General features: G+C 72.0%; 17 protein-coding genes. 12 read left to right on the plus strand and 5 right to left on the minus strand.

The features are described 5' to 3' along the window. Nucleotides 1-14: 14 nt before the first annotated feature. From EDF23_RS05235 to EDF23_RS05255, 5 genes are read right to left on the minus strand one after another with little or no spacing between them, the layout of a single operon-like run. Entirely contained in the window at nt 15-851 is an 837-nt protein-coding gene (locus EDF23_RS05235) for a class II fructose-bisphosphate aldolase (protein WP_194671778.1), read from the minus strand. Then, entirely contained in the window at nt 848-1807 is a 960-nt protein-coding gene (locus EDF23_RS05240) for a hexose kinase (RefSeq protein ID WP_131920938.1), read from the minus strand. Before EDF23_RS05240 ends, EDF23_RS05235 begins: the two co-directional genes overlap by 4 nt. Beyond that, the gene (nagA, locus tag EDF23_RS05245; RefSeq protein WP_131920940.1) at nt 1804-2925 is read right to left on the minus strand and encodes an N-acetylglucosamine-6-phosphate deacetylase; all 1122 of its coding nucleotides are present in this window, start codon (nt 2923-2925) and stop codon (nt 1804-1806) included. Before nagA ends, EDF23_RS05240 begins: the two co-directional genes overlap by 4 nt. After that, on the minus strand, nt 2922-3827 hold the full coding sequence (locus EDF23_RS05250) for an ROK family protein (RefSeq protein ID WP_131920942.1): 906 nt from the start codon (nt 3825-3827) through the stop codon (nt 2922-2924). Before EDF23_RS05250 ends, nagA begins: the two co-directional genes overlap by 4 nt. Next, the gene (locus tag EDF23_RS05255) at nt 3827-4705 is read right to left on the minus strand and encodes an SIS domain-containing protein (protein ID WP_123293030.1); all 879 of its coding nucleotides are present in this window, start codon (nt 4703-4705) and stop codon (nt 3827-3829) included. Before EDF23_RS05255 ends, EDF23_RS05250 begins: the two co-directional genes overlap by 1 nt. 132 nt (nt 4706-4837) lie before the next feature. On the opposite strand from EDF23_RS05255, the gene EDF23_RS05260 reads away from it, so the two are divergent. The 12 genes from EDF23_RS05260 to EDF23_RS05315 all read left to right on the plus strand — a co-directional run bounded on the left by EDF23_RS05260 (nt 4838) and on the right by EDF23_RS05315 (nt 16159). Beyond that, nucleotides 4838-5626 (plus strand): DeoR/GlpR family DNA-binding transcription regulator, encoded by a 789-nt coding sequence (locus tag EDF23_RS05260; RefSeq protein ID WP_165901013.1) that lies wholly within the window; start codon nt 4838-4840, stop codon nt 5624-5626. A gap of 148 nt (nt 5627-5774) precedes the next feature. Beyond that, the gene (locus tag EDF23_RS05265) at nt 5775-7025 is read left to right on the plus strand and encodes a Gfo/Idh/MocA family oxidoreductase (RefSeq protein ID WP_131920944.1); all 1251 of its coding nucleotides are present in this window, start codon (nt 5775-5777) and stop codon (nt 7023-7025) included. Nucleotides 7026-7048: 23 nt separating this feature from the next. Next, nucleotides 7049-8374, plus strand: a complete 1326-nt coding sequence (locus EDF23_RS05270; RefSeq protein ID WP_111083560.1) for a sugar ABC transporter substrate-binding protein — start codon at nt 7049-7051, stop codon at nt 8372-8374. 11 nt (nt 8375-8385) lie between these two features. Then, nucleotides 8386-9363 (plus strand): sugar ABC transporter permease, encoded by a 978-nt coding sequence (locus tag EDF23_RS05275; protein ID WP_131920946.1) that lies wholly within the window; start codon nt 8386-8388, stop codon nt 9361-9363. Continuing rightward, nucleotides 9360-10220 (plus strand): carbohydrate ABC transporter permease, encoded by an 861-nt coding sequence (locus EDF23_RS05280; protein ID WP_165901014.1) that lies wholly within the window; start codon nt 9360-9362, stop codon nt 10218-10220. Before EDF23_RS05275 ends, EDF23_RS05280 begins: the two co-directional genes overlap by 4 nt. After that, complete coding sequence (locus tag EDF23_RS05285) at nt 10217-10990, plus strand: hypothetical protein (protein WP_131920948.1); 774 nt, start codon at nt 10217-10219, stop codon at nt 10988-10990. Before EDF23_RS05280 ends, EDF23_RS05285 begins: the two co-directional genes overlap by 4 nt. 34 nt (nt 10991-11024) lie before the next feature. Next, entirely contained in the window at nt 11025-11231 is a 207-nt protein-coding gene (locus EDF23_RS05290; RefSeq protein ID WP_111083557.1) for a hypothetical protein, read from the plus strand. Between the two features lie 124 nt (nt 11232-11355). After that, nucleotides 11356-11538 (plus strand): YegP family protein, encoded by a 183-nt coding sequence (locus EDF23_RS05295; RefSeq protein ID WP_123937030.1) that lies wholly within the window; start codon nt 11356-11358, stop codon nt 11536-11538. Between the two features lie 45 nt (nt 11539-11583). After that, complete coding sequence (locus EDF23_RS05300; RefSeq protein ID WP_131920950.1) at nt 11584-13269, plus strand: bifunctional 3'-5' exonuclease/DNA polymerase; 1686 nt, start codon at nt 11584-11586, stop codon at nt 13267-13269. 86 nt (nt 13270-13355) lie between these two features. After that, complete coding sequence (locus tag EDF23_RS05305) at nt 13356-13544, plus strand: hypothetical protein (RefSeq protein WP_131920952.1); 189 nt, start codon at nt 13356-13358, stop codon at nt 13542-13544. 44 nt (nt 13545-13588) lie between these two features. Then, nucleotides 13589-14407, plus strand: a complete 819-nt coding sequence (locus tag EDF23_RS05310) for a phosphatase PAP2 family protein (protein WP_131920954.1) — start codon at nt 13589-13591, stop codon at nt 14405-14407. A gap of 108 nt (nt 14408-14515) precedes the next feature. After that, nucleotides 14516-16159 carry a serine/threonine-protein kinase gene (locus tag EDF23_RS05315; protein WP_131920956.1) on the plus strand — a complete coding sequence of 548 codons (1644 nt, stop codon included), beginning with the start codon at nt 14516-14518 and terminating at the stop codon, nt 16157-16159. The last annotated feature ends 10 nt before the right edge of the window (nt 16160-16169 follow it).

Genomic DNA, 16169 nt, shown 5'->3' on the forward strand with positions numbered 1-16169 from the left:
CGGGCCGCCGCCGCTCAGCCGTGCAGGAGCGTCAGCAGCCGGGCGGTCTCGGTGGAGATCGCTTCGCGCCCCGCCGACACGTACTTCCGGGGGTCGACCAGGTCGGGCCGCTCGTCGAGCACGGTGCGCAGGGCACGCGTGAACAGGCCGTTCAAGTGCGTCGAGATGTTGATCTTCGTCATGCCGGCCTGCACCGCGCCGCGCAGTTCGTCGTCGGACAGCCCCGACGAACCGTGCAGGACCAGCGGGACCGGCACCGCGTCACGCAGGCGTTCCACCAGGTCGCGGTCGACCGAGGCTTCGCGGGTCTGCATCGCGTGCGAGGTCCCGACGGCGACGGCCAGGGCGTCCACCCCGGTGTCGGCCACGAACGCGGCGGCGTCGGTGGGATCGGTGCGGACACCCGGAGCGTGCACGCCGTCCTTGCCGCCCACCTCGCCGAGCTCGGCCTCGATGGCGACGCCGGCGGCGTGACACCGGACCGCGAGGGCACGGGTGGCGGCGACGTTCGCCGCGAAGTCCAGGTGCGAGCCGTCGTACATGACGGAGTCGACGCCCAGGTCGATGCCGGCGGCGACGAGGTCCGGGTCCTCGATGTGGTCGAGGTGGACCAGGACGTCGACGTCGGCGGCCCGGGCGATCGCCTGGGTCGCGGTCGTGATCGGCGCGAGCCCGCCGTGGTACCGGACGCAGTTCTCGCTGATCTGCAGGATGACGGGCAGTCCGGCCCGCTCGGCCCCGGTGACGATGGCCTCGGCGTGCTCGAGCAGCACGACGTTGAACGCGCCGACGCCGCGGTGTGCCGTGCGGGCGGTGTCGAGCAGGCCCGTCAGGGCGAGGTCGGTGATCATGCTGGGGTCCTCGTTCGGTCGGGGTGGGTCAGGAAGCGGTGGACGTCGGCGGGGTCGACCTCGCCCGCCACCGGGCGCAGGACGGCGGCGGCGCCGTGGGCGGCGGCGGACCGGAGTGCTCGGCGCAGGGTGTCGTCGGCGAAGGGGGCGCCGGTGCCCTGCTGGTGACCCGAGCGGACCAGGGCACCGACCAGACCGGCGGTCGCTGCGTCGCCCGCCCCGGTCGGGTTGCCCGAGACGCCGGGCACCGCTGGGACCTCGAGCACGTGGTCCGTGGTGTGGGCGGCGATGCCGTGCGCTCCGCGGGAGACCACCACGACGCCGGCGCCGCGTTCCAGCAGCCGGAGCGCGGCGGTGCGTTCGTCCGCGGCACCGGTGGCCTCGAGTAGTTCCTCGCGGTTGGGCTTGCAGACGGTGGCACCGGCGCTCGCCGCTGCCAGCAGTGCGGCACCGGAGCAGTCCACGACGCTCAGGACGCCGTGCTCGTGGGCCGTGGCGACCCAGCGCGCGACGACGTCGGGTGCGGCACCGCCGGGCAGCGAACCGGACACCACGAGGGCGGTGGCGTCGGCGCGGCCGAGCAGTCCGTCGACCGCTGCGGCGACGGCGTCCCACTCGGTGCTGGAGAGCACCGGGCCGGGCTCACCGAACATCGTCGGGTGGGCGACGCCGTCGACCACGGTGACGGTCGTGCGGGTCGTGCCGGACACCACGACGTCGGTGTGGTCGAGGCCGAGATCGTCGAGCGCGTCCGAGATCCAGCGGCCGGGCGTCTCCCCGAGGGGCAGGACGGCGTGCGTCGCGACACCCGTCGCCGCCAGGACCCGACCGACGTTCAGGCCCTTGCCACCCGGGTGCCGTGCGACGTCGAGGACCCGCTGGGTCTCGCCGATGCGCTGTTCGGCGACCCGGTACGTGACGTCGACGGCCGGGTTCGGGGTGACGACGACGATCACGAGACCACCGCCGTCCGCAGGGGGTTCCGCACCGCACAGGTGTCGGGATCGAGGACGAGGAGGTCGGCAGGTGCGCCGACCGTGAGCGGCGCCGGTCGGCCGAGCAGCCGAGCCGCACGTGTGGCAGAGGCCGCGACGACCTCGGGCACCGCGACCCCGCTCGTCAGCAGCGCACGGACCGCGTCGGCGACGGTGATTGTGCTGCCCGCCAACGACGACCCGTCGGCGAGCAGAGCGACCCCGCCGCGCACCGAGACCGCGGACCCGGCGATGGTGTGGTCACCGTCGGGGCAGCCCGTCGCCGACATCGCATCGGACACGAGCACCAGGCGGCCCGGTGCACTCCGCTGGACGAGCCCGATCGTGGTCGGGTCGAGGTGGTGTCCGTCGACGATGCACTCGAGCAGCACGCGGTCGTCGGTCAGGGCGACCCCGACCGGCCCCGGTGTGCGGTGGTGGAGCGGTGGCATGCCGTTGAACAGGTGCGTGACGAGCGTGGCGCCGGCGTCGATCGCCCGGCGGGTCTGCTCGGCGGTGGCATCGGTGTGCCCGATCGCCACGACGACCCCGGCGGCGACGAACCGCGCCACGGTGTCGAGGGCACCGGGGAGCTCAGGGGCGAGTGTCACGACCCGCAGCGCGCCGTTGGCGGCCGCCAGGTACGCGTCGACCTCGAGCGTGTCCGGGGCGTGGAGCAGGTCCACCCGGTGGGCTCCGCGGCGGGCCGGGGACAACCACGGCCCTTCGAGGTGCAGGCCAGCCAGCGTGCCGTCCGAGGTGAGCGGTCGCAGGCGCGTGAGGGCTGCGACGGTGTCGTCGGGACGCCCGGTCGCGATCGAGGCGACGAGGGTCGTGGTCCCCCGTGACCGGTGGTGCGCGGCCGCCGCTCGGGCGTCCGCGGCGGAACACGTCGCGAAGTCGTGGCCGAGTGCGCCGTGGGCGTGCAGGTCGACGAAGCCCGGCACGACGGTGCCCTCGACGGTGCCCGCGGAGTCCGCGCGCGGCGGTGTGCCGGCACCGACCGCGAGCACGGTGTAGTCGTCGCCGAGGACGAGCCACCCGTCGTGCAGGTCGTGGGCGGCGGTCACGATGCGTGGCGCACGGACGAGCGTGGTCACAGCAGCACCCCGTTCTCGAGCACCCGCCGTGCGAGCAGACCTGCGCCGATGGCTCCGGCGGCGTCGCCGTGGGCGGCCGGCAGGATCTCCGGTGCGCGGACCCCGACGAGCCGCTCGGCAACCGCCGCGCGGAGCGGCCCGAACAGCAGTGGGCCGGACTCGGCGAGTCCCCCGCCGACGATGACGGTGTGGCAGCCGGCGACCGCGGTCGTCCAGGCGAGGGCGTCCGCGAGCACGGCGACGCAGTCGTCCCAGACGGCGGTCGCCACGGGGTCGCCGTCGCGCACCCGGAGCATGGCTGCGTGCGCCGATGCCGACCCGGAGCGGCGTGCGACTCCCCCGGCCGATGCGATCTCCTCGACCCGGAGCCCCTCGTGCGGTCCGGACGGGATCAGCACCTGGCCGATCTCCCCCGCCCATCCGCCCCCGGACACGACCTGGCCGTCGACGACCAGCGCGCTGGCCAGGCCGGTGCCGACGGGTACGAACGCGACCGATCCGCGGGACAGCGCCGTGTCACCGGTGTGGGTCTCGGCGAGGGCACCGGCGCGGACGTCGTGGCCGAAGGCGATCGGGACGTCGACACCGCGTCGGACGAGCTCGGCCCGCACGAGGTCACGGACCGGCACGTCCCGCCACCCGAGGTTCACCGCGAGGACGACGGTGCCGGCGGCTTCGTCGACGACACCCGGCGTGACGAGCCCGACGGCGTCGAGCCGACCGCGGTCGAGTGCCCGCACTCCCAGGTCGGCGACGGCCACGGCCAGTCGGAGCCCCGACGGATCGTCGCGCGGCGTCGGGACCCGGGTCTCGTCCAGGACGAGTCCGTCGGCGTCGGTCAGCCGGGCCTTGGTGCCCGTGCCGCCGACGTCGACCCCGAGCACCGTGCCTGCGCCCGCCATCAGGTGAGGATGACCGACCGCGTCAGCGAACGGGGGTTGTCCGGGTCCAGCCCACGGCCCTCGGCCAGGGCGACGGCGAACCGGTGCACGACGACGAGGCCGGCGATCGGGTCGAGGTCGTGCTGCACGAAGCGCGCACCGGTGGCGGCGACCTCGTCGGCCAGCCCCTGCGGTGCGGCACCGAGCGACCAGACGAGCCGGCCGGGCTGCGCGATGGCGATCGGCCCGTGTCGGTAGTCCATCGCCGGGTAGGACTCGGCCCAGAACTGCGCAGCCTCCCGCGTCTTGAGTGCGGCCTCGAACGTCAGGCCGACGGCGGCACCGCGGCCCACGAAGGAGACCTGCTCGGCGTCGAGCAGGTCGTCGATCGGCAGGGTCAGCGCGATCTCGGCCTGGGCGGCGAGGGCCTCGACGTCGTCGCCGATCGACGCGCGCAGCAGGGCGAGCGCCGTGGTGGCGAACCGCGTCTGCACGACGGAGCGCTCGTCGGCGAAGGGCAGTGCGACCACGTCGTCGGCGACGGCCGCGGCGGGACTGTCCGCGACGGCCGTGATCAGGACGGTGCGCTGCGACGGCAGGGCCTGCAGCAGGTCGACGATCTCGGTCGTGGTGCCCGAGCGGCTGATGGTGAGCACGCGGTCGTACTCGCGCGATGCGGGGTACTCGGAGCCGGCGAAGGCGTCGGTGACCCCGAGGCCGGCCTGCTCACGGGCGACGGCGTAGCTCATCGCGATGAACCAGCTCGTGCCGCAGCCGATCACGGCGACGCGTTCACCGGGCTGGGGGAGCGCGTCCGAGAAGGTCGGCAGGAGTGCCGCGGCGGCGCGCCAGGTCTCCGGCTGGGAGGCCAGTTCGGCGCTCACGAAGGTGTCGGTCATGGGAGCCTTCCGGTCCGGTTCGATCCGGGTGATCGATGATCAGGAAGCGTAGCGAGCGATCGTGCGCGATGGAAGACCAAAGCGTCAATTCCGATCACCGAGCAGTCGCGATGGCACCGTAGGATGGCCGTCATGACCCCCCAACAGCGGCTGAACGCCCTGCTCGAACTGGTGAGCGAACGCGGCAACGTGTCGATCGCCGAGATCGGCGAGCTGCTGGGGATCTCGGCCGCCACGGCCCGACGCGACCTCACGACGCTCGCCGACCAGCGGCTCGTCACGCGCACGCACGGCGGAGCCGCGGCGCTCGGGGCCGGTTACGAACTGCCCCTGCAGTACAAGATCGCGCGCCAGGCCGAGGCGAAGACCGCCATCGCCCGTGCCGCAGCACGACTGGTGCAGCCGGGCGAGACCGTCGGACTGAACGGTGGGACCACCACGACCGAGGTCGCGCGGGAACTCGGCAAGAGCGAGCGGTTCATCCGTGCCGACGGTGAGTTCGGGATCACCATCGTGACGAACGCGCTCAACGTCGGGTACGAGCTGTCCGTCCGCGCCAACGTCAAGATCGTGGTCACGGGCGGGGTGGCGCGGCGGCAGTCGTACGAGCTCGTCGGCCCGCTCGTCCGCGACACCCTCGACGAGTTCGCGCTCGACCTCGTGGTCCTCGGGGTGGACGGGCTCACCGGGCAGTACGGCGCCACGACCATGCACGAGGGCGAGGCCGAGGTCAGCCGGCACTTCGCCTCGGTCGGCCGACGGGTCATCGTGGTCGCCGACTCGACCAAGATCGAGCGTTCGACGTTCGCCAGGATCTGCCCGTTGGACCGCATCGACGTCCTGGTCACCGACCAGCCCGTCCCACCGGCCTTCGCAGCCGACCTCGCCAGCGCCGGCGTGGAGCTCGTCGTCGCCGACTGAGCCGACGGACGAGCGCCCGGATCCCGGGCGCGACGTTTCGATCGTGTAAAACCCTCCCGTCGTGGACCCATGAGCGATCCGTGAGCGCCTATTGTGCATTCATGATCGATTCGGCATCATGGGCGTCACAATCACGCAAGGGAGCGAGATGAGCATGGGCGTTGACAACGGGATCCTCCGCGTCGCGGTGATCGGGATGGGCCAGCGGTCCGCCATCGCACGGCACGTCGCCGAGGCGGTCGCCGCGGACCCGGCCCTGCGGGCGCAGGTCGTCGCCGTGGCGGACGTCACCGCAGCGGGCCGCGAGCGCGGGCGGGCCGAGTACCCCGATGCGCTGGTGGTCGAGCACCACCGGGACCTCACCGACCAAGTCGACGCTGCGATCGTGACCACGCCGGACTGGACGCACGCCGAGATCGCGATCGACCTGCTCCGCGCGGGCATCGCCGTCTACCTCGAGAAGCCCCTCGCCATCACGGTCGAGGATGCCGACGCGGTCCTCAACACCGCCGCCGAGACGGGTACCTCGCTCTACGTCGGCCACAACTTCCGCCACGCGGCCGTCGTCCGCCTGATGCGCGAGATCGTCGACCGCGGCGAGATCGGCGAGGTCAAGGCCGTCTGGTGCCGCCACTTCGTCGGCAACGGCGGGGACTACTACTTCAAGGACTGGCACGCCGACCGCGCGAACGTCAACTCCCTGCTCCTGCAGAAGGCCAGTCACGACCTGGACGTCATCCACGCACTCGGCGGCGGGGACACCAGCCGCGTCGTGGGCATGGGGTCACTGTCGGTCTACGGCGACGTCACCGACCGACGGGACCGCAGCGGCGAGCTGATGGGGGACTGGTTCTCCCACGACAACTGGCCGCCACTCGCCCAGACCGGGCTGAACCCGGTCGTCGACGTCGAGGACGTCTCGATGGTGATGATGACGCTCGACAACGGCGTGCAGGCCAGCTACGAGCAGTGCCACTTCACCCCGGACTACTGGCGGAACTACACGGTCATCGGCACCGAGGGTCGCCTCGAGAACATCGGCGACACCGGCGGTGGCGTCGTGAAGGTCTGGACGCACCGTCGTGGCTGGGACACCGCGGGGGACCGCGAGTACCCGATCGACGGCGTCGAGGACGGTCACGCCGATGCCGATCTGATCACCATGACCGAGTTCCTGCGGTCCGTCGCCCTCGGCGAACCGACGGAGCTGTCCCCGATCGCGGCGCGCGCCGCGGTCGCCGCCGGTGCACTGGCGACCCGTTCGCTGCGCACCGGTTCCGTCCCCATCGACGTCCCGCCGCTGCCGGCCGAGACGATCGCGCACTTCAGCCGGCCCGCCACACCCTCCACACGACCCGCTCCGCACCCCACCCACCCCGCCCAGACCGTCGGTTCCTGACGGCCGTGCGAAAGGACCTCCCGATGACCGCACACATCCCCGCCCGAGGAACCGGCGTCCGCCGGATCCTCGTCGGCGCCGTCGCCGCCCTCGGCGCGGCCGCACTCCTCGCCGGGTGCTCCACGTCCTCCGGGGCGTCGAGCTCCGGCGGCGACTACACCGCCGCCGCGAAGGACACCAAGGCGAACCTGACGTACGCCGTCTGGGACGAGAACCAGGTCAAGGCGATCAAGGCCAACCTCAAGGGCTTCAACGAGGAGTACCCGGACATCAAGGTCAGCGTCGACGTCACGCCGTTCGCCAACTACTGGACGAAGCTGCAGACCCAGGGCTCGAGCAACACGCTTCCCGACCTGTTCTGGATGAACGGCCCCAACTTCCAGCTGTACGCGGCCAACGGCAAGCTCGCGCCGATCACCGGCGAGGTCAAGTCCGGCGACATCGACCCGGCGAAGTACTCGAGCGCGCTGAACGACCTGTACACGTACGACGACACCCAGTACGGCGTGCCGAAGGACTTCGACACCATCGGCGTCTGGGTCAACAAGGCCCTGTTCGAGAAGGCCGGCATGGACCTGCCGTCGAAGGACTGGACCTGGGACGACTTCCAGAAGACCGGCGCTGAGCTCAGCGAGAAGCTCAAGGCCGACGGCGCGTACGGCGCGGCCGGCGGCATGGACGGCCAGACGACCTACTACGACACGATCTTCCAGGCCGGGGGATCGGTCGTGAACGCGGACGGCACGAAGTCCGAGTACGCCTCGAAGGCCTCGGAAGCGGGCCTGCAGTTCTGGACGGACCTGATCGACTCGGGCGCTTCGCCGTCGATCAAGCAGCTCACCGACACCACCGCCGACCAGTGGTTCACGTCGGGCAAGCTCGCGATGTACCAGGGCGGCAGCTGGTTCCGCTCGGCCCTGACCGGCACCGCGATGGAGAAGGACATCGTCGTGTACCCCCTGCCGAAGGGCAAGGAGCAGGCGACCGTCATCCACGGTGTCTCGAACGTCGTGTCCGAGGCGAGCAAGAACAAGGCCGCGGCGCAGGCGCTCCAGGTCTACCTCGCCGGCAAGACCGCCCAGCAGCAGCAGGGCGACATGGGCGCCGTGATCCCCGCCTACGAGGGCACGCAGTCCGCCTTCACGAAGACGATGCCGGACGCCGACCTGCAGGTCTTCCTCGACGCCGTCGACTACGCCAAGCCCCTGCCGGTGTCGAAGAACACCGCCGCGTGGAACACCCTCGAGACCAACCTCCTGCCGAACGCCTTCGACGGTTCGACCCCGGTCGACGACGTCGCGAAGCAGCTCGCGCAGAAGATGGACGCCGCCCTCGCCAAGGAACAGTGAGTCCCGAGCCGATGACGATCAACACCGAGCGGCCGCAGGCCGCCTCCACCCCCGCCCGGACGACGCGTTCGTCCGGGCGGGGCGCCCCCGGCGCGACGGCCGGCGGCAAGCGCGCACCCCGACGGACCGACGGCTGGTGGCCGTGGCTGTTCGTCCTGCCGCTGCTCATCGGCGTCGGCACGTTCTACATCTGGCCGATCATCCAGACGTTCTGGTACTCCTTCACCAGCTGGGGCGTGTTCGGCGGTGCGACGTTCAGCGGCGTCGCGAACTACGTCCGACTCGCCGGTGACCCGCAGCTGTACCAGTCGCTGCTCAACACGATCGTCTACACGGTCATCGTGCTGGCCGGCATCCCGATCGCGGTGTGGCTCGCCAGCTTGCTGAACACCCCGGGCCTGCGGTTCGCGCAGTTCTACCGGGTGCTCTTCTTCCTGCCCTACGTCGCCATGCCGGCCGCGATCGCCCTCGTCTGGCGCATCATGTTCAACGGCGACTACGGCATCGTGAACTGGTTCATCGGACTGTTCGGCATCGACGGCCCGTACTGGATCTCGACGCCCGGGTTCGCGCTCGTCGCAGTGAGCTTCGTCGGCCTGTGGTCGTCCCTCGGGTTCTCGATGATCATCCTCGGCGCAGGCCTCAAGGACATCCCACCGGAGCTGTACGAGGCCGCCGAGCTCGACGGCGCGAGCCGCTGGCGGCAGTTCCGCTCCGTCACGGTCCCGCTGCTCAGCCCGAGCATCTTCTTCGTGGTCATCGTCACGACGATCTCGAGCTTCCAGCTGTTCGACCTGCTCTACGCCATCCTCGGCAGCACCAACCCGGTGATCCCGAAGACGATGTCGCTCGTCTTCTACTTCTACAGCGCCGGGTTCATCGACAACGACAAGGGCTTCGCGGCCGCGATCGCCATGGTGATCTTCCTGCTCATCGGCATCGTCACGCTCGTGCAGTTCCGTGTCCAACGGAAGTGGGTGCAGGCATGACCGCAACCGTCACACCGCCACGGGCAGCACGCCGGCCCGGTCGTCGCGGCGGCAGTCACTGGTGGATCCACGTCGTCCTCGGCGTCGGCGGCTTCGCGATGGCGTTCCCGTTCGTGTGGCAGATCATCATGTCGCTGTCCACGAACGCCCAGGTGCAGTCCGTCACCCCGACGTTCTGGCCGGGGGAGCTGCAGTGGCAGAACTACGCGCAGGTCTTCGAGCGTCTGCCGTTCCTCAGCCAGCTCGGTACGTCCGTGTACGTCACGATCATCCGCACCCTCGCGCAGATCGTGCTCTGCACGCTCGCCGGCTACGCCTTCGCCCGCATGCGGTTCCGCGGCCGGGCGATCCTGCTCGCGATCGTGCTGTCGATCCTGCTCGTGCCGTCGCAGGTCTACCTGATCTCGCAGTACCAGATCGTGCAGGGGCTCGGATGGCTCGACACCCTGATGGGGATCGTCGCGCCGGGCCTGTTCAGCGCGTTCGGCACCTTCCTGATGCGGACGGCGTTCCTGAACATGCCGCCCGAGCTCGAGGAGGCTGCGCGCATGGACGGCGCGAACCCGTTCCAGACGTTCTGGCGGATCATGCTGCCGCTCGCCCGTCCCTCGATCAGCGTGCTCGCGATCACGACGGTGCTGTGGTCGTGGAACGAGCTGCTCTGGCCGCTCGTGGTCTCGACCCGTGCCGAGGACATGCCCCTCGCTGCAGGACTAGCGACGCTGTCGAGCGACCGGACGATCGACTACCCGGTGCTCATGGCCGCGAGCCTGATGGCCATGGCCCCGGTGCTCATCATGTTCATCGTCCTGCAGCGGCGGGTGATGGACGGGCTCGCCTCGTCCGGTCTGAAGTGACCGCAGACACCCCCGACCAGGAGGCCCGTCCCGCGTCCGTCGCGGTCCTCGCCGCCGCCGTGGGGTCGCCGGACGACTCCGCCACGGTGGCGGCTGCACTGGCCGCCACCGTGGCCGACGCGGCGCCCGCGCAGCGGGACGCCCTGCTGGTCGCCGCGCTCCGCGCGGCCGTGCCCGGCAACGCTGCGGCGCTCGAGGCGCGGGGGCTCCCGCGCCGCCTCGCCGAGGCGTCCGTGGCGGACGTCGACCGCAAACTCGACCGGTACGGTCTGCGTGGCACGGGGGTGGACTGGCTCGTCGCGGTGGCGACCGGTCGCGTGGTGGCCGTGGGGCGCCTCCAGTACGAACTCGGCGACCACCTGCCCGACGGCCAGCCGGCCTGGGGCGTCCACGTACCGGAGGCCGGGCCGCTCGATCCGGACGCCTGCGACCGGTCCTTCGCCCGCGCGCCGGAGGTCCTGCGCGCCCTCGCACCGGCGCTCGCCGCCGACCGGTGGCAGTGCCGCTCGTGGATCCTCGATCCCGGTCTGGCCACGGTGCTCGGTCCCGACGCGAACCTGGTGCGCTTCGCCCGACGGTTCCGGCTCGCGCCACCCGGCCCGCACGACGCCGCCGAGGGTGACGAGAGCGTGGCGAAGTTCGTGTTCGGCGTGCCGCTGGCCACCGCGCGGGCCTCGAATGCGTCCGGTCGCCTGCCCCGTGCGGTGCTCGACCGGTGGGCGGCGGGCGCGCACTGGACCGAACGGACCGGCACCGCACCCGTCGTCTGATCGCGCGCAGCAGTCAGCGCGTACCGTGCAGCGCATGACGAAGCCCGACCACGACCACCTCGACGACGGCGTGGACATGACGTTCGAGGAACGACGCCAGGACACCTTCCGGCGCATGTCCGGGTCCGACGCGCACGACGCCGACCCCCGGGTCGAGGTGTCCCGCGCCGAGGACGGCGACGTCCGCATCGACGTGGCCGACACCGCAGCCGTGCGCCCCGGCGGTCCGAAGCGCGCCTGATCCCGGCGCGGGCCGATCGCGGGGCCGGATCGGCTCTTCCGCTCGGGATCGTCGACCGGTAGCGTGCGAGGTGATCCGCGTTCCGCGGACACCGTGCACCATCGCATCGACGCGAGGAGTCGACATGGCCGGCAAGTTCGAGATCTGGACCGACGCCAAGGGTGAGTACCGCTTCCACCTGAAGGCGGGCAACGGCGAGGTCATCGCAACGTCCGAGGGGTACACGACCAAGGCGAGCGCGAAGAGCGGCATCGCCTCGGTGCAGGCCAACGCGCCGGCCGCCGAGATCGTCGAACTCGACTCCTGATCGTCGGCGTCAGCCGGTGACGGTGGGGCACGGCATGATCGTTCCGTGCACCTCGTCCTCCGTCGCGTCGACGGCGGCGTCCTCGCGACGCCCCTGACCGACTCGGGGACCGCTGACGGTGAGCCGATGCGCGTGGACGAGTCGGGCCTCCCGGCCTTCGTCGCGGTGCACGACGCACCGAGCGTGCGCTGGGTGTGGGACGACACCGCGCGCTGGTACCCGGCCGTGCTCGCCGCCGGCGGACGCGTGGGGCGCTGCGTCGACCTGCGGTTGTGCCGACGGATCCTGCGCGCAGCGCTGGCCGCGCGTGGCTCCGCACTCGCGGCGGCACCGGCGGACGCGCTCGACGCTCCGGTGGCGGAGGCCCGGGTCGTCCGGCCGACGCAGGCCCAGCTCTTCGACGACGCCCTGTTCACCGCTTCGGTGCCGGACGACGACGTCGACCCGGTCGCCGAGTTCCGGGCACAGCTCGCGGCGGTCGCGGGGTCGACGTCGCCCGGTGCCCTCCGCCTGCTGACGACGGCGGAGTCCGCCGGAGCCCTCGTCGCGGCGGAGATGCTGCACGCGGGGCTGCCGTGGCGTGCCGACGTGCACGAGCGACTGCTCGAGGAGACGCTCGGGCCGCGCGTCCCGTACGGCGTGCGGCCGCGCCGGCTCGAGGAGATCGCCGCCGTCGTGCGCGAGCGCCTCGACGACCCGACGCTCAACCCGGACTCACCGGCCGACGTCCTGCGGTCGCTGCGCCGCGCCGGGCTCATGGTGACGAGCACCCGCAAGTGGGAGCTGCAGGAGGTCGAGCACCCCGTCATCGAGCCCCTGCTCGAGTACAAGCGACTCGCGCGGCTCCTGACGGCGAACGGTTGGACGTGGCTCGACGAGTGGGTGCGCGACGGCCGGTTCCACCCGAAGTACGTGGTCGGCGGCGTCGTCACCGGGCGCTGGGCAGCCGACGGCGGGGGAGCGATGCAGCTACCGAAGGGCATCCGCGGGGCCGTCATCGCCGACCCGGGCTGGAAGCTCGTCGTGGCCGACGCTGCGCAGCTGGAACCGCGCGTGCTCGCCGCGATGGCCGGTGACCGGGCGATGGCCTCCGCGGGCGACGGACGCGACCTGTACGACGGCGTCGTGGCCTCGGGCGCAGTCGAGACCCGGCAGCAGGCGAAGGTGGCCATGCTGGGCGCGATGTACGGCGCCACCCAGGGCGAGGGTGGTCGGCTCGTCCCGCGCCTGGTGCGGGCGTTCCCGCGCGCGCTCGACCTGGTCGAACGCGCCGCACGCGCGGGGGAGCGGGGCGAAGCCGTCACGACGTTGCTCGGTCGGACGTCACCCGTTCCGGAGTCGTCGTGGTTCGAGGCCAGGAACCAGGCCTACACGGTCGAGGGGACCCCGGCGATGCAGCGTGCCGTCGAGTCACGGGCGCGGAGCTGGGGGCGGTTCACCCGGAACTTCGTGGTGCAGGGGACCGCGGCCGAGTGGGCGCTCGCGTGGATGGGGTCGTTGCGCTCCCGGCTCACCGCGCGGTTCCCCGGGGCCGTGACGGACGGCCCGCACCTGGTGTTCTTCGTGCACGACGAGATCGTGGTGCACGCGCCGGAGGAGCACGCCGAGTGGGTGGCGACGCAGATCCGTGAAGCCGCGGTCGACGCCGGTCGGCTGTTGTTCCAGGACTTCCCGGTGACGTTCCCGCTGTCGGTCGCGGTGGTGGGGGCGTACTCCGAGGCGAAGGACTGACCGGTACCTGGTTGCATGGTGTCGTAACGACTCCGTACCGAAGGTCAGACCACCGGGGTGCCGCCGTACTGCTCATGGTGCTGGTGGTGGTCTCCTGGGTGGCCACGATCGCGTTGCCGATCGTCGCCCTGTCGTTGATGCTCCACGTCGAGGCGCCGGCGGAGCGGGCCGTCCCGATCGTCATCGCGTGGTTCGTGACCCCCTTCATGACCGCAGTCGGTGTGACCGTGGGGCTGGTCATCCTCCAGCGGTCTCGCCGGGCGAGCAGGCAGTAGTCGCGGCCTCGGCGGTTCCCGGGCGCTTCGGGCAGGCTGGAGGGATGGACACCGAACGCGGGGACTCCGCCGACCGCACCGTCGGCGAGGTCGACCTCACCCGCTGGCGCACCCGCGCGGGCCGGGCGACCGCGCAGGGGTGGACCACGCTCGGCCACCGGTACGGCGCGATGCCGCTCCTGCTGCTGACGCTGGCCGTCGGGATCGGCATCGCCGTCGTCGCGACCTGGCTCGCCTCCGAGGTCTACGACGCCGTCCGCGAAGCCGACGACGTCGCCGTGCTCGACCGTCCGGTGCTCGACTGGGCACTCACCCTCCGGTCGCCCGTGGGGGATCGCCTGGTCACGTGGTGGACCGACATCGCGGGCACGATCGGCATGCCCATCGTCGCCCTCGGGTTCCTCGTCGGGTTCACCGTCCAGCGTCGGGCGTGGACCCCGTTGGTGCTGCTCGTCGCGGCGAGTGGCGGCTCGCTGCTCATGACGATCGCGGGCAAGGACCTCATCGGTCGAGCGCGTCCGCCGCTCTCCGACGCGGTACCGCCGTACGAGCACTCGCCGTCGTTCCCGTCCGGCCACACCCTCAACGCGACGGTGATCGTGGGGACGATCGTGTACCTGTTGCTCCTGCGACAGTCGCGGGTCGTCACGCGGGTGTGGACGATCGTCGTCGGGACCCTGTTCGTGCTGTCGGTCGGGGCCTCGCGGGTGTTCCTCGGGCACCACTGGCTGACCGACGTACTGGCGGCGTGGGCGCTCGGGCTCGCCTGGCTCGCGCTCGTGATCACGGCGCACCGGCTGTACCTGACGGCGCTCCGCCACGGTGCCGAGCCCACCCCGGACTCGGGTCGCCCCGCTCAGTGAGCAGAAGACGTCGGGTCAGCCACGCGCACTCGACGTCTTCTGCTCACTCGACGGCCACACCACCCCGAGGGCAGAGCCCCGTCAGCCGCTACCGGTAGGTTGCCCGTCATGGAAGAACGGGTCTTCGGCGGCAGGTACCGCGTCACGGGCACGCTCGGACACGGTGGCATGGCGTCCGTGTACCGGGCGGTCGACGAGCAGCTCGGCCGCGAGGTCGCCGTCAAGGTGTTCCGCATCGGACCGGTCGACCACGGTGAACGCGCCCGCGCCGAGTCGGAGATCCAGACGCTCGCGACACTGCGCAGCCCGGCCCTCGTCACCCTGTACGACGCCGCCCTCGACGACGAGGACGGGGACTCGTACCTCGTCATGGAGCTCGTGCCCGGCAGCGACCTGGCCACCCGGCTGCGCGAAGGACCGCTCGACCCCACGACCGCCGCCCGCGTCGGCGCACAGGTGGCCGACGGGCTGAGCGCCGTGCACGCCCAGGGCATCGTCCACCGCGACGTGAAGCCCGCCAACGTGCTGCTCGAGCGCGACGGCAGCCACGTCAAGCTCGCCGACTTCGGCATCGCCCTGCTCCGTGACGCCTCGCGCGTGACGGGGACGGGCACCGTGATGGGAACAGCCGCGTACCTCGCGCCGGAGCAGGTCCTGGCGCAGGAGATCACCGGCAAGGCCGACGTCTACGCGCTCGGGCTGGTGCTGCTCGAGTGCTTGACCGGCGGGACACCGTTCCCGGGCAGCGCGATCGAGTCCGCGACCGCGCGACTCACCCGCAGCCCGGAGATCGACCAGCACCTGCCGACGGCCTGGCGCACGCTCCTGCACGTGATGACCGCGCAGGACCCGTCCGAGCGCCCGAGCGCGGCGGAGGCAGCCGAACGACTCCGCGCCCTGGGCCGCGACGAGCCCGGGCCCGCCACGCAGCTCTTGCCCGGTGGTCCCGGCACGTTGACGGCAGCCGGTGCCGGCGCGGCAGCCGGAGCAGCCGCGGCCGGTGCCGCCGCCGCAGCCACGGCTCCGATGGCCGCGCACGCGGACGACGCGACCCGCGTGATGCCGGCGAGTGGTGCCTCCCGTCCGGGTGGACAGCCGGGCGCGGACGACGCGACCCGCGTCATGGACGCCCAGCAGCCGAACGCCGCGGACGATGTGTCGACCACCGTCCTCGGTGCCCAGCGCGGCACCGGCGGTCCGACCGGCGGTGGCGGCGTGCCACCCGCGGCCCCACCCGTCCGTCCGGGCTCCGGTGACGACCCGGCGAAGCGCGAGAAGCGGCGCAAGGGACCGATCATCACGGCGATCGTCGTGGTCGTCCTGGTGCTGGTCGGCATCGGCGTCGCGGTGTTCGCGTTGAACGGTGACGACGACGGCACACCGGCTCCGACGGACACGAACTCGACCGCGCCGACGGAGCAGCAGCCCAGCGAGGAGCAGCAGCCGAGCGAGGAACAGCAGCCGAGCCAGGAGCAGCAGCAGCCGAGCGAGCCGGCTGAGCAGCAGCCCTCCGAGCCGGCCGAGCAGCCGTCCGAGCCCGCTGAACAGCCGAGCGAGCCCGCTGAGCCCAGCCAGGAGCCGTCCGTCGGTCCGGAGCCGAGCGCGCCGGTCTCGAACCCGGTGCAGGAGCCGCAGGACGGCGCCGACCCGGCTGACGGCGCAGCCGACACGACGACCGACACGTCGACCGACACGTCAGCGGACGCCGGTCCGGGCAACTCGGAGAACGCGCCCGGGCAGAACAAGGGCTGACACGCCGAGC

This window comes from Curtobacterium sp. PhB128 (genome assembly GCF_004340725.1).
In the GTDB taxonomy this organism is placed as follows: Bacteria; Actinomycetota; Actinomycetes; order Actinomycetales; family Microbacteriaceae; genus Curtobacterium.